General features: G+C 64.3%; 13 protein-coding genes. 12 read left to right on the forward strand and 1 reads right to left on the reverse strand.

The features are described from left to right. Window positions 1-215 precede the first annotated feature (215 nt). From QM712_RS11065 to QM712_RS11095, 7 genes are all read left to right on the forward strand, one after another. Window positions 216-971: an ABC transporter ATP-binding protein gene (locus tag QM712_RS11065; RefSeq protein WP_254118694.1), complete on the forward strand. Its 756-nt coding sequence runs from the start codon at window positions 216-218 to the stop codon at window positions 969-971. Continuing rightward, window positions 964-1,710: an ABC transporter ATP-binding protein gene (locus QM712_RS11070; RefSeq protein ID WP_415023133.1), complete on the forward strand. Its 747-nt coding sequence runs from the start codon at window positions 964-966 to the stop codon at window positions 1,708-1,710. Before QM712_RS11065 ends, QM712_RS11070 begins: the two co-directional genes overlap by 8 nt. A gap of 37 nt (window positions 1,711-1,747) precedes the next feature. Next, a complete protein-coding gene (locus tag QM712_RS11075; protein ID WP_415023134.1) occupies window positions 1,748-2,971 on the forward strand; it encodes an ABC transporter substrate-binding protein in 1,224 nt (407 codons plus the stop codon). 72 nt (window positions 2,972-3,043) lie between these two features. Then, window positions 3,044-3,907 carry a branched-chain amino acid ABC transporter permease gene (locus tag QM712_RS11080; protein WP_415023135.1) on the forward strand — a complete coding sequence of 288 codons (864 nt, stop codon included), beginning with the start codon at window positions 3,044-3,046 and terminating at the stop codon, window positions 3,905-3,907. Window position 3,908: 1 nt separating this feature from the next. Then, on the forward strand, window positions 3,909-4,877 hold the full coding sequence (locus QM712_RS11085) for a branched-chain amino acid ABC transporter permease (RefSeq protein WP_415023136.1): 969 nt from the start codon (window positions 3,909-3,911) through the stop codon (window positions 4,875-4,877). 155 nt (window positions 4,878-5,032) lie between these two features. After that, complete coding sequence (locus QM712_RS11090) at window positions 5,033-5,677, forward strand: DUF47 domain-containing protein (RefSeq protein WP_415023137.1); 645 nt, start codon at window positions 5,033-5,035, stop codon at window positions 5,675-5,677. Window positions 5,678-5,775: 98 nt separating this feature from the next. After that, window positions 5,776-6,783 carry an inorganic phosphate transporter gene (locus QM712_RS11095; protein ID WP_415023138.1) on the forward strand — a complete coding sequence of 336 codons (1,008 nt, stop codon included), beginning with the start codon at window positions 5,776-5,778 and terminating at the stop codon, window positions 6,781-6,783. Here the strand turns inward: QM712_RS11095 and sugE are convergent. Then, on the reverse strand, window positions 6,776-7,090 hold the full coding sequence (sugE, locus tag QM712_RS11100) for a quaternary ammonium compound efflux SMR transporter SugE (RefSeq protein WP_415023139.1): 315 nt from the start codon (window positions 7,088-7,090) through the stop codon (window positions 6,776-6,778). The genes QM712_RS11095 and sugE overlap by 8 nt on opposite strands. Window positions 7,091-7,247: 157 nt before the next feature. On the opposite strand from sugE, the gene QM712_RS11105 reads away from it, so the two are divergent. The 5 genes from QM712_RS11105 to QM712_RS11125 all read left to right on the forward strand — a co-directional run bounded on the left by QM712_RS11105 (window position 7,248) and on the right by QM712_RS11125 (window position 12,841). Beyond that, window positions 7,248-8,867, forward strand: coding sequence for a peptide chain release factor 3 (locus QM712_RS11105; RefSeq protein WP_415023140.1), 1,620 nt, complete (start codon window positions 7,248-7,250; stop codon window positions 8,865-8,867). A gap of 186 nt (window positions 8,868-9,053) precedes the next feature. Beyond that, window positions 9,054-9,632 (forward strand): hypothetical protein, encoded by a 579-nt coding sequence (locus QM712_RS11110; RefSeq protein WP_415023141.1) that lies wholly within the window; start codon window positions 9,054-9,056, stop codon window positions 9,630-9,632. A gap of 135 nt (window positions 9,633-9,767) precedes the next feature. Next, entirely contained in the window at window positions 9,768-10,352 is a 585-nt protein-coding gene (locus tag QM712_RS11115; RefSeq protein ID WP_415023142.1) for an NnrU family protein, read from the forward strand. 76 nt (window positions 10,353-10,428) lie between these two features. Then, a complete protein-coding gene (locus QM712_RS11120) occupies window positions 10,429-12,021 on the forward strand; it encodes a class I adenylate-forming enzyme family protein (RefSeq protein ID WP_415023143.1) in 1,593 nt (530 codons plus the stop codon). 166 nt (window positions 12,022-12,187) lie between these two features. Further along, window positions 12,188-12,841, forward strand: a complete 654-nt coding sequence (locus QM712_RS11125; protein WP_415023144.1) for a tetratricopeptide repeat protein — start codon at window positions 12,188-12,190, stop codon at window positions 12,839-12,841. Window positions 12,842-12,872 lie beyond the last annotated feature (31 nt).

Genomic DNA, 12,872 nt, shown 5'->3' on the forward strand with positions numbered 1-12,872 from the left:
CCTCAAACACCTCCGACTAAGGGAGCATCCGTATCCCGGCCGGAGCCTTGCTCTGCTCAGCTTTCCGCCTTGCCTAACCCCCGTCACCTCCGGCATATTCCGCGCCCGGAGGCGGTGTTTCCAGGGCGGGCTCCAAGGCCCCTTTGGAACGCCGAAACAATGCAACAAGGACAGCCACGCGCGGCCAGCGCGTCGCGCGTGAGGGGGAGATTTGTTTGGCCGATGAGTTCATTCTCGAAACCGAAGGCTTGACCAAAGAGTTCGCGGGCTTCTTCGCCGTCCGTGACGTTGCGCTCAAGGTTCGCCGTGGAAGCATTCACGCGTTGATCGGTCCGAACGGGGCCGGCAAGACGACGTGCTTCAACCTCTTGACCAAATTCCTCAAGCCGTCCGCCGGGAAGATCCTTTACAAGGGACAGGACATCACCGCGATGGCGCCGGCCGACGTTGCGCGCATGGGATTGGTGCGCTCGTTCCAGATCTCGGCGGTATTTCCGCATCTCACCGCATTGGAGAACGTCCGCGTCGCGCTTCAGCGCCAGCATGGCAGCTCGTTCGATTTCTGGCGCTCCAAGTCGGTGCTCAACCGCTTCAACAACCGCGCGCTGGAACTGCTCAACGACGTCGGGCTCAGCGAATTCGCCAATACGCCGGCGGTCGAAATGCCCTATGGGCGCAAGCGGGCGCTCGAGATCGCGACCACGCTCGCGCTCGATCCGGAGATGATGCTCCTGGACGAACCGATGGCCGGCATGGGCCATGAAGACATCGACAAGATCGCGGCCCTGATCAAGCGCATCTCGGCGAAATATACCATCCTGATGGTCGAGCATAATCTGAGCGTTGTCGCCAACCTCTCCGACATCATCACGGTGCTGACGCGCGGGCAGGTGCTCGCGCAGGGCAATTACGCCGAACTCACCAAGGACGAGCGCGTCAAGGAAGCCTATTTGGGAGCCGGTCATGCCTGAGACTGCAACCGCGGAAGCCCCGGCCAAGGCGGCGACCGGCGGCAACGTGCTTCAGGTCCGCAACCTGGAGGCCTGGTATGGCGAGTCGCACATCCTGCACGGCATCAATTTCGACGTGAATGCCGGCGAAGTCGTCACGCTGCTCGGCCGCAACGGCGCCGGCAAGACCACCACGCTGAAGTCGATCATGGGCATCATCGGCAAGCGTGCCGGCTCGGTGAAGTTCAACAATCAGGAGATCATCCGCACGACCTCCGACAAGATCGCGCGGATGGGAATCGCGTTCTGTCCGGAAGAGCGGGGGATATTCTCCAGCCTCGACGTTCGGGAGAATTTGTTGCTGCCGCCGGTCGTCCGCGAAGGCGGATTGCCCCTCGAGCAGATCTTCGATCTGTTCCCGAACCTGAAGGAACGGCTCAACAGCCAGGGCACCAAGCTGTCCGGCGGCGAACAGCAGATGCTCGCGATCGCGCGCATCCTGCGCACCGGCGCGAGCTTCCTGATGCTGGACGAACCGACCGAGGGGCTTGCGCCCGTCATCATCCAGCAGATCGGCCACACCATCGCGCGGCTGAAGAAGGAAGGCTTCACGATTCTTCTGGTCGAACAGAATTTCCGGTTCGCGTCCACGGTTGCGGATCGCTACTACGTCGTCGAGCATGGCAAGATCATCGACGGATTTTCGAACTCGGAGCTTGCCGCCAACATGGACAAGCTCCACGCCTATCTCGGCGTCTAGAACGGCCAGACGAGAAAGCTTTGAAAAGGGAAGTTGCATGAAGACCAAGTCGATTGCGTCATTTCTGCTGACGACTGCACTGACGTTCGCCGCAGCCGGCGTCGCCTCCGCGCAGGACAAGACCGTCAAGATCGGAGCGCTCTCCGATCAGTCCGGCCTCTACGCCGACCTCGGCGGACCCGGCTCGACGCTCGCCGCGCAAATGGCCGTTGAGGATTCCGGCCTCACGGCGAAGGGCTGGAAGATCGACATCATCTCCGGCGACCACCAGAACAAGCCCGACATCGGCACCGCGATCGCGCGTCAATGGTTCGACGTCGACAAGGTCGACATCATCGTCGACGTGCCGAATTCCGGCGTGGCGCTCGCCGTCAACAACGTCGTCAAGGAGAAGAACGGCGTCTACATCAACTCCGGCGCGGCGACCTCGGACCTCACCAACTCGCAGTGCACGCCGAACACCGTGCACTGGACCTACGACACCTACATGCTGGCCCACACCACGGGGCAGGCGTTGGTCAAGGCGGGCGGCGACACCTGGTTCTTCCTGACCGCCGACTATGCCTTCGGTGCGGCGCTCGAACGCGACACCACGGCGGTCATCACCGCGAACGGCGGCAAGGTGGTCGGCGGCGTCAAGCATCCGCTGAACACGCCGGACTTCTCGTCCTTCCTGCTGCAGGCACAGGCCTCCAAGGCCAAGATCATCGGCCTTGCCAATGCCGGCGGCGACACCACCAACTCGATCAAGCAGGCGGCCGAATTCGGCATCGTCAAGGGCGGCCAGAAGCTCGCGGCGCTGCTGCTGTTCCTCACCGACGTCAAGGCGATCGGCCTGGAAACGGCGCAGGGCCTCAACTTCACCGAGACCTTCTACTGGGACATGAACGACCAGACCCGGGCGTTCTCCAAGAAGTTCTCGGAGCGGATGAAGAACGGCGCGATGCCGACGATGGTGCAGGCGGGCGTCTATGCCGGCCTTCTGCACTATTTCAAGGCGCTCGAAGCCCTCGGCGGCAATCCGCATGATGGCGTCAAGGTGGTCGACAAGATGAAGTCGATCCCCACCGACGACACGCTGTTCGGCAAGGGTGAGATCCAGCCGAACGGCCGCACCATCCACAGCGCATATCTGTTCGAGGTGAAGAAGCCCTCCGAGTCCAAGGGACCGTGGGATTTCTACAAGCTCGTGGGCACCGTGCCGGGCGACCAGGCCTTCACGCCGCTCTCCGAGAGCAAGTGCGCGCTGCTCAAGAAGTAAGACAACCGCCCGCAGGTCTTTCAGGCCTGCGGGCACCTCCAGGGGACGCCGAAGGGACCGGGTGCGAGATCGATGCAGGCTCTTTACGCTCAGCTACTGGTGGGACTGATCAACGGCTCGTTCTACGCGCTGCTCAGTCTCGGGCTCGCCGTGATCTTCGGCATGCTCAACATCATCAATTTCGCCCATGGCGCGCTCTACATGATGGGCGCCTTCGTCGCCTATTTCCTGCTGAACCTCGGCGGGATCAACTACTGGTGGGCGTTGCTGCTCGCGCCGATCATCGTCGGCATCTTCGGCATGATCCTGGAGCGGACCATGCTGCAATGGCTGACCGGGCTCGATCACCTCTACGGTCTTCTCCTCACCTTCGGCATTGCGCTGATCGTGCAGGGCGTGTTCCAGAACTATTTCGGCTCCTCCGGCCTGCCTTACGCCATCCCGGACCAGCTCAAGGGCGGCATGAACCTCGGCTTCATGTTCCTGCCGGTCTACCGCGGATGGGTCGTCATCTTCTCGCTGGTCGTGTGCATCGCGACCTGGTTCCTGATCGAGAAGACCCGGCTCGGCGCCTACCTGCGCGCCGCCACGGAGAATCCGACGCTGGTCCGCGCCTTCGGCATCAACGTGCCGCGCATGATCACGCTGACCTACGGCCTCGGCGTCGGCCTCGCCGCGCTCGCCGGTGTGCTTTCGGCGCCGATCAACCAGGTGCGGCCGCTGATGGGCGCCGACCTCATCATCGTCGTGTTCGCGGTGGTCGTGATCGGCGGCATGGGTTCGATCATGGGCTCGATCATCACCGGCTTCGCGCTCGGCGTGATCGAGGGCCTGACCAAATATTTCTACCCCGAGGCCTCCAACACCGTCGTGTTCGTGCTGATGGTGCTGGTGCTCTTGGTGAAGCCAACGGGACTGACGGGAAGGGCGGCCTGATATGACAGCCTTGACGGACGATACTTTGCCGATGACCCCGCGCGCGATGCGCGACGAGATGACCGTGTTCGTGGTGATGGCGCTGCTGCTGGCGTCGGTGCCGTTCACGGGGGTCTACCCGTTCTTCGTGATGCAGGCGCTGTGCTTTGCGCTGCTCGCCTGCGCCTTCAACCTCCTGATCGGCTACGGCGGGCTGCTGTCGTTCGGACACGCGATGTTCCTGGGAACGGCCGGCTATTGCAGCGCGCATGCGCTGAAAGTGTGGGCGCTCCCGCCCGAGCTCGGCATTCTCGTCGGCATCGCGGCGGCTTTCGTGCTCTCGATCATCACCGGCTACATCTCGATCCGCCGCCAGGGCATCTACTTCTCGATGATCACGCTGGCGCTGTCGCAGCTCCTGTATTTCATCTATCTCCAAGCACCGTTCACCCATGGCGAGGACGGTATCCAGGGCATTCCGCAGGGACGCATGTTCGGCGTGTTCGATCTGTCCAAGCCGACGGTGCTCTACTACGTCGTGCTGGTTGGCTTCCTTGCCGGCTTCCTGCTGATCTACCGCATCATCAATTCGCCGTTCGGCGAAGTCCTGAAGTCGATCCGCGAGAACGAGCAGCGCGCGATCTCGCTCGGCTACCGGACCGACCAGTACAAGTTCCTGGCGTTCGTCCTGTCGGGGACGCTGGCCGGCTTCGCCGGCTCGCTGAAGGTGTTCGTGGCGCAGAATGCCTCGCTCACGGACGTGCATTGGTCGATGTCGGGCGAGGTCGTGCTGATGACGCTGGTGGGTGGTCTCGGCACCATCTTCGGTCCCGTGGTCGGAGCCTTCGTGATCATCGCGATGCAGCAATACCTGGCGGGTTTTGGCCAGTGGGTGACCGTGATCCAGGGCTCGATCTTCGTGTTCTGCGTCCTGGCCTTCCGCCGCGGCGTCATCGGTGAAATCGCGCATTACTTCCGACGGTCGCTCTAAGTCTTTGATTTAGAGCCTATTTACCTGTTTCGTGAAAGCGGTGGATGATCCGGCTTCGCGGGCGTGAGATGACACGCGCGCGGATCGAAAATGGTCTATGACAGTTTTGTGACGGCTCGCTCGGGCCGGGCCATTTCCAACCGGTAGACTCCCCAATGATGCGATGGTTTCGCGCTCTCCTGCCCAGGGAAGAACGGTTCTTCGACCTGTTCGACCGCCATGCCCAGACCGTGATCCAGGGTGCCATTGCGCTCCAGGGCGTGTTGAACGGGGGCGAGGAGACGCCGGTCTACTGCCAGCGGGTCAGCCAATTCGAGAACGACGCCGACAACATCACCCGTGAGGTGCTGACGGCCGTGCGCCGCACCTTCATCACGCCGTTCGACCGCGGCGACATCAAGAACCTGATCACGTCGATGGACGACGCCATCGACCAGATGCAGCAGACCGCCAAGGCCGTGATGCTGTTCGAGGTCCGCACCTTCGAGCCGCCGATGCGCGAGATCGGCGCGCTTCTCATCGAATGCGCCAATCTGGTTGGCCGGGCACTGCCGCTGCTGCAATCGATCGGCCCGAACGTCGCGATGCTGACCGCCATCACGGAAGAGCTGACCAAGCTCGAAGGCCGCGTCGACGACCTCCACGACATCGGACTGAAGGAGCTGTTTCTCAAGCATCGCGAAGGCAACGCCATGGACTTCATCGTCGGCGTCGAGATCTACGATCACCTCGAGAAGGTTGCCGACCGCTTCGACGACGTCGCGAACGAAATCAACAGCATCGTCATCGAGCAGGTCTAGGCATGATCCGGACAAGTCGGCAGCGGTCTTGCCTCGCGACGAACGCGAAATGCGTTTGCGCGGGGATCTTGCACAAGTTCTAGAGCAGGGGCTTCGCCGTGGATACCGCGTTGGGTCTTCCCGTCCTGGTCGGACTGATCGCCGTCGCGCTGCTGTTCGACTTTCTGAACGGCCTGCATGATGCCGCCAATTCGATCGCGACCATCGTCTCGACCCGGGTGCTGCGGCCGCAATTCGCGGTCTTCTGGGCCGCCTTCTTCAACTTCGTCGCCTTCATGGTGTTCGGGCTGCACGTCGCCCAGACCATTGGGACCGGCATCATCGATCCCGCGATCGTCGATGCGCAGGTGATCTTCGCGGCTCTCGTCGGCGCCATCGTCTGGAATCTCGTCACCTGGGCCCTCGGTATCCCATCCTCGTCGTCGCACGCCCTGATCGGCGGCCTCGTCGGCGGCGGCATGGCCAAGGCGGGGATTTCGGCCGCGGTGTGGAGCGGGCTGTCCAAGGCGGTGCTGGCGATCGTGCTGTCGCCGCTGGTCGGCTTCCTCCTGGCCATGATGCTGGTCGCGATCGTGTCCTGGGCCTCGGTGCGCTCCACGCCGTTCGCAGTCGACCGCGCCTTCCGAATCCTGCAATTCGCCTCGGCCTCGCTGTACTCGCTCGGCCATGGCGGCAATGACGCCCAGAAGACCATGGGCATCATCGCCGTGCTGCTGTACTCGCAGGGCCATCTGGGCAGCGAATTCTCGGTGCCGTTCTGGGTGGTGCTGTCCTGCCAGGCGGCGATGGCGCTGGGCACGCTGATGGGCGGCTGGCGTATCGTCCGCACCATGGGCCTGCGCATCACCAAGCTGACGCCGATGCAGGGCTTTTGCGCCGAGACCGGAGGCGCGGCGACCCTTTTCATGGCGACCTTCCTCGGAGTTCCCGTCTCGACCACCCATACCATCACCGGCGCCATCGTCGGTGTCGGTGCCGCCCGCAGGGTCTCGGCGGTGCGCTGGAACGTCGCGAGCTCGATCGTCTATGCCTGGGTGATCACGATCCCGGCCTCGGCGATCGTCGCGGCGCTGTCCTGGTGGGCGGTCCAGATTTTCGTCAGGTAACGAACTTCAACCCGGCGATGCCGGCGACGATCAACCCGATGCTGGCGAGGCGAAACGCGGTGGCGGGCTCGCCGAACAGGATGATGCCGAGCGCCGCGGTGCCGACCGCGCCGACACCGGTCCAAACCGCATAGGCGGTTCCAATCGGGAGCGTTTTCAGGGCCACCCCGAGCAGGATGACGCTGCCGGCCATGGCCGCGAGCGTGAGGACGGATGGAACGAGCCGGGTGAAGCCCTCGGTGTATTTGAGGCCGATCGCCCAGCCGATTTCGAGAAGGCCGGCGACGAACAATATGGCCCAAGCCATGACAACCCTCCATTTGAGGCAGGGTCGTCCCCGCAGGTGATGTGCTGATGAGCAGGAAGGTCGTCCTTCCCAAGGCCGATATGGGGCTGGCCAGGGGGCTTTTCAATCACCAAATGAGGCTTGATCAGGCCCATTTTCCCTGCCAAACGCTCCCGCCATGTCCGACATCGCCATATCAGCCGAATCGCCGGCCCGTTCCCCGCTTGCCGCTGAAGTCGCGCGGCGACGCACGTTTGCGATCATCTCGCACCCGGACGCCGGCAAGACCACGCTGACCGAGAAGCTGCTGCTGTTCGGCGGCGCCATCAACCTGGCCGGCCAGGTCAAGGCCAAGGGCGAGCGGCGCAACACGCGCTCGGACTGGATGAAGATCGAGCGCGAGCGCGGCATCTCCGTCGTGACCTCGGTGATGACCTTCGAGTTCGAAGGGCTGGTGTTCAACCTCCTCGATACGCCGGGCCACGAGGACTTCTCGGAAGACACCTATCGTACGCTGACGGCCGTCGATTCCGCCGTGATGGTGATCGACGCCGCCAAGGGCATCGAGGCGCGGACGCGAAAGCTGTTCGAGGTCTGCCGCCTGCGCGACATTCCCATCATCACTTTCATCAACAAGATGGATCGCGAGAGCCGCGACGTTTTCGAGCTCCTGGACGAGATCGAGAAGACGCTGGCGCTCGACACCACGCCGATGACGTGGCCGGTCGGTCGCGGCCGCGACTTCCTCGGCACCTACGACGTCGTCAATGGCGGCGTGCGACTGCTCGAAGGCGGCGGTGCCAAGACCGGCGCGGCGCAGCAGATCGAGATCGCTGAGCTTGCCAAGCTCAACGCCAATCTCGACGTGTCGGCCGTGAAGGACGAACTCGAGCTCGTCACCGAGGCCTCCAAGCCGTTCGAGCTCGCCGCGTTCCGCGAGGGGCATCTGACGCCGGTCTATTTCGGCAGCGCGCTGCGCAATTTCGGCGTCGGCGATCTGCTGGAAGGGCTCGGCAAGTTCGCGCCCGAGCCGCGCGCGCAGGACAGCGACCAGCGCAAGGTCGAGGCGACCGATCCGCGCATGAGCGCCTTCGTGTTCAAGATCCAGGCCAACATGGATCCCAATCATCGCGACCGTATCGCCTTCGCACGGCTCTGCTCCGGCAAGCTCAGCCGCGGCATGAAGGCCAAGCTGGTGCGCACCGGCAAGAGCATGCCGCTGTCGAGCCCGCAATTCTTCTTCGCGCAGGACCGCTCGGTGGCGGACGAGGCGTTCGCCGGCGACGTCGTCGGCATTCCCAATCACGGCACGCTGCGCATCGGCGACACGCTGACGGAGGGCGAGGATTTCACCTTCGTGGGCGTGCCGAGCTTCGCGCCGGAAATCGTTCGCCGCGTGCGTCTCACCGACGCGATGAAGGCGAAGAAGCTGAAGGAAGCCCTTCAGCAGATGTCGGAAGAGGGCGTGGTGCAGGTGTTCCGCCCGCGCGACGGCGCGCCTGCGCTGGTCGGGGTCGTCGGCGCGCTCCAGCTCGACGTGCTGAAGGCGCGGCTCGAGGCGGAATATTCACTGCCGGTCGAGTTCGAGGTGAGCGAGTTCCAGCTCGCCCGCTGGGTCGCCTCTGACGACCGCAAGAAGCTCGACACCTTCATCGCCGCCAACACCTCGAGCATCGCCGACGACGTCGACGGCGATCCCGTGTACCTGGCGAGGAACGAGTTCTATCTCGGTTATACGAAGGACCGTGCCGAGGGCATCGAGTTCACCAACGTCAAGGACGTGAAGAAGAAAGGCTAGGGCGCGCTCGCGCCCGCCGCGGCCAAGCGTGCCTTGCGCACATTGGGGGCAGGACAGCCTGTGGGTTGCGCCCCGGTCAGGCCCGACGACGGCACCGAGGTCGAACGCGAGCATGTGAACGGCGGCGGGCTTGACGCGTCGATCGACGATGCCACGTTGGATGACATGGCACTGTGAGGTCACGTCATGTGGCGCGGCATTCTCGTTCTTGCTTTGCTGGCGATATCGGCGGTCGCCGCCGACGCGCAGCGGCGCCAGATCAATCCGATCCCGTTTTCGCACGAGCCGTGCAGCGTGCTCGACTCGCGCCCTTGCACGCCGTCCTATTGCAGCGTGCTCCAGCACGGCCCCTGCATTCCCGAGATCGACTATCCCTACGGCGAGAATCTCCAGCTGACGGTGGAGAGCGTGCCGCCCGAGGCAGACCGCGGCAAGTACCAGAAGCCGGATCACGATCTCGATACGATCGGCGATCTCTTTGCCGAACTGCGGGGCTGCTGGTCGCCGCCATCGGACAATGCGCATGCGGGCATGCAGATGTCGGTCCGCTTCAGCTTCAACAGGGCCGGAGGCCTGATCGGGCCGCCGCGCCTGACCTACGCGACCGGGGGCGTCCCGGCGGAGACGAGGACGACCTACCTCAACGCAATCAACGAATCGCTGAAGGCCTGCCTGCCGCTCAAATTCACCAGCGGTCTCGGCGGCGCGCTGGCCGGCCGGCCGATCGCGATCCGCTATGTCGACAATCGGGAGCTCGGCAAGTAACGCCGTTCCATTCCGTCGTCCCGGGAAGCGCGCGTTGCCCCGTTCCCGCTATGACCTCCGAAAGCAGCCCCGTTGCGAGCGGCCGCCAATCAATGATACCTCAGCAGCGGGGGCGTTTCCTGAGGAGAGGATGTCGTGGGTCTGCTGGTCATGATCCTGGGGCTGGTGCTGTTTTTCGCTGCCCATATTTTCACAACGAAACGAGACGCGCGTGCGCAGGCGATCGCGAAGCTGGGCGAGGGGACCTACAAGATCCTCTATTCGCTGGTTTCGCTCGCGGGGCTCGCGCTGATCATCTGGGGCTTCGCGCATTACCGTGCGACCGGCTGGATCGATGTCTGGTATCCGCCGAAGGCGCTGAAGCACATCACCCTTGCGCTGATGCTGCCTGCCGTCATCATGGTGGTCGCGTCATATCTGCGCGGCCGCATCTACGCGACGCTGAAGCATCCGATGCTCGCCGGCATCAAATTGTGGGCGGCCGCGCATTTGCTGGCGAACGGCGACCTCGGCTCCATGATCCTGTTCGGCTCGTTTCTCGGCTGGGCGGTGTATGACCGCATTTCGCTGAAGCATCGCGCCGATCGCGGCGCACCGCCGATTCCGGTGGGCGGCGTCACCAACGATCTGATCGCGGTTGCGGTCGGCGTCGTCGCCTATCTGGCGCTGGCTTTCGCGTTCCATCCCGTTGTCATCGGCGTTCCCGTCATGGGAAGCTAGCGGCGGCAGGTCTGCGCAGGACAGTTCCGCGTCTCCGTGCGCGGCAAGTGACGAGACAACAAGCCGAGGGCCCTGGATGGACTGGTCGCAATCTCAGATTCCGCCGATGCGAGCCGAAGCACGCTTCGGCGATCGGGTCGTGCCGGCATTTTGCGACCGGCCCGCCAGCCTCTGGGCGATGATCGCGGAGGCGTGCGCCGGCAACGCCGACGGTGATGCGCTGATCTGCGGCGAGGTCCGTCTGAGCTGGCGGCAGGCCGTGGACCGGGCCGCGCGGATCGCGGCGGGCTTTCGCAAGCTCGGCCTGCAGCGCGGCGACCGCGTCGCGATCCTGCTCGGCAACCGCATCGAATTTCCGCTGCTGCTGTTCGCGGCCGCCCATGAGGGGCTCGTCACCGTGCTGCTCAGCACGCGGCAGCAGAAGCCGGAAATCGCCTATGTGCTCGCCGATTGCGGCGCCAGGATCCTGATCCACGAAGCGACGCTGGCCGCACGGCTGCCCGATGCGCAGGACATTCCCGACGTGATCCACCGCATCGCCGTCGATGACGACCCGCATCTGTCGGGCTTTGCCGTGCTCGCGGACAACACGCCGGCGCCAGCGCCCGCCGAAGTGGGCGAAGAGGACACCGCGATGATCCTCTACACGTCGGGCACGACCGGCAAACCGAAGGGCGCCATGCTCGCCCATTGCAACATCGTGCATTCCTCGATGGTGTTCGTGTCCTGCCTGAAATTGACGGCGGCAGACCGTTCGATCGCGGCGGTGCCGCTCGGCCACGTCACCGGCGTCGTCGCCAATATCACGACGATGATCCGCTGCGGCGGCACGCTGATCATCATGCCCGAGTTCAAGGCCGCGGATTATCTCAAGCTCGCCGCGCGCGAGCGCGTCACCTACACGGTGATGGTGCCTGCGATGTACAATCTCTGCCTGCTTCAGCCGGATTTCGACGGCTACGACCTGTCGAGCTGGCGCATCGGGGGCTTCGGCGGCGCGCCGATGCCCGTCGCGACCATCGAGAAGCTGGAGGCGAAGATTCCCGGCCTCAAGCTGACGAATTGCTACGGCGCGACCGAGACGACATCGCCGTCGACCATCATGCCCGGCGAGCTGACGGCGAGCCATATCGACAGCGTCGGCCTGCCGTGTCCCGGCGCGCGGATCGTCGCGATGGGGCCGGATGGGCGCGAACTGCCACATGGCGAGATCGGTGAGCTCTGGATCCGGAGCGCCTCGGTCATCAAGGGCTATTGGAACAATCCGAAGGCCACGGCCGAGAGCTTCACCGCCGGCTTCTGGCATTCCGGCGACCTCGGCTCGATCGACGCCGACGGCTTCGTCCGTGTCTTCGACCGGCAAAAGGACATGATCAATCGCGGCGGCCTGAAGATCTATTCCGCCGAGGTGGAATCCGTGCTGGCCGGCCATCCCGCCGTGGTCGAGAGCGCGATCATCGCCAAGCCGTGTCCGGTGCTCGGCGAGCGGGTCCACGCGGTCGTGGTGACGCGTGCGCCGGTGGCCGACGAAGCGCTGCGGGCGTGGTGTGCGGAACGGCTGTCGGACTACAAGGTCCCCGAAACGGTGGCGATCACGGCCCAGCCATTGCCGCGCAACGCCAATGGCAAGGTCATGAAACGACAGCTGCGGGAGGTCCTGGGAACGTGAGCGGGGGAGGGCCTGCCGGCTCCCATCGGGGCGTTAACGCCTTGATCGGGCTCGCTTTGCCTTGCCACCGCCATATCGTTAGGGTACCTCGCCGCCACGTGGGGGACGGGATTCCTGACGCGAACGCCTCGGCGCGCGCACCCGGACGGGCATGGGATTAGCATAAGTGTCTGAATTATTTGACGAAGTCGACGAGGAAGTACGTCGCGAACAGCTCAAGAAGCTGTGGGATAAGTATTCGATCTACTTCATCGCGCTGATGGTGCTGATCGTCGCCGCCGTGGGTGGCTGGCGCGGTTACCAGTACCTCGAGGGCAAGAAGGCCGCCGAAGCGGGTGCCGCCTTCGAGAAGGCCGCCGAATTGTCCGATCAGGGCAAGCATGCGGAAGCCGAAACGGCGTTCACCGATCTCGCCGCCAAGGCGCCTGCGGGCTATCGCGCGCTGGCGCGGCTGCGCGCCGCCGCCGAGGCCGCGAGCCGCGACCCCAAGGCCGCCGCCAAGCTGTACGACGACGTCGCCGCCGATCGCAGCGTGGGCACGGAGTGGCAGGATCTCGCGAAGATTCGCGCCGCCGGCTTGCTGCTCGACGGCGCGAGCTACGCCGACATGCAACAGCGTCTGGAAACCTCCGCTGCGCCGGGGGCGACTTTCCGCCACAGTGCCCGCGAGATGCTGGCCCTGTCGGCCTGGCGCAATGGCGACATGACCGCGGCCCGCAAGTGGCTCGACGCGATCGCCGAGGATGGCGAAACGCCGCCGGGCCTGCGTTCGCGTGCCGAAGCACTCCAGGCCCTGCTGCCGACCGTCGCCAAGAGCTGACGACGAGCCGACGGCCTTCAGAAGTTAGACG

It is taken from the genome of Bradyrhizobium sp. (assembly GCF_047605465.1).
Taxonomy (GTDB): domain Bacteria; phylum Pseudomonadota; class Alphaproteobacteria; order Rhizobiales; family Xanthobacteraceae; genus Bradyrhizobium.

Coding starts and splice junctions, on each gene's coding strand:
- QM712_RS11070 (WP_415023133.1), top strand. CDS start 964: ATGCCTGAGACTGCAACCGCGGAAGCCCCGGCCAAGGCGGCGACCGGC.
- QM712_RS11075 (WP_415023134.1), top strand. CDS start 1,748: ATGAAGACCAAGTCGATTGCGTCATTTCTGCTGACGACTGCACTGACG.
- QM712_RS11080 (WP_415023135.1), top strand. CDS start 3,044: ATGCAGGCTCTTTACGCTCAGCTACTGGTGGGACTGATCAACGGCTCG.
- QM712_RS11085 (WP_415023136.1), top strand. CDS start 3,909: ATGACAGCCTTGACGGACGATACTTTGCCGATGACCCCGCGCGCGATG.
- QM712_RS11090 (WP_415023137.1), top strand. CDS start 5,033: ATGATGCGATGGTTTCGCGCTCTCCTGCCCAGGGAAGAACGGTTCTTC.
- sugE (WP_415023139.1), bottom strand. CDS start 7,090: ATGGCTTGGGCCATATTGTTCGTCGCCGGCCTTCTCGAAATCGGCTGG.
- QM712_RS11105 (WP_415023140.1), top strand. CDS start 7,248: ATGTCCGACATCGCCATATCAGCCGAATCGCCGGCCCGTTCCCCGCTT.
- QM712_RS11110 (WP_415023141.1), top strand. CDS start 9,054: ATGTGGCGCGGCATTCTCGTTCTTGCTTTGCTGGCGATATCGGCGGTC.
- QM712_RS11120 (WP_415023143.1), top strand. CDS start 10,429: ATGGACTGGTCGCAATCTCAGATTCCGCCGATGCGAGCCGAAGCACGC.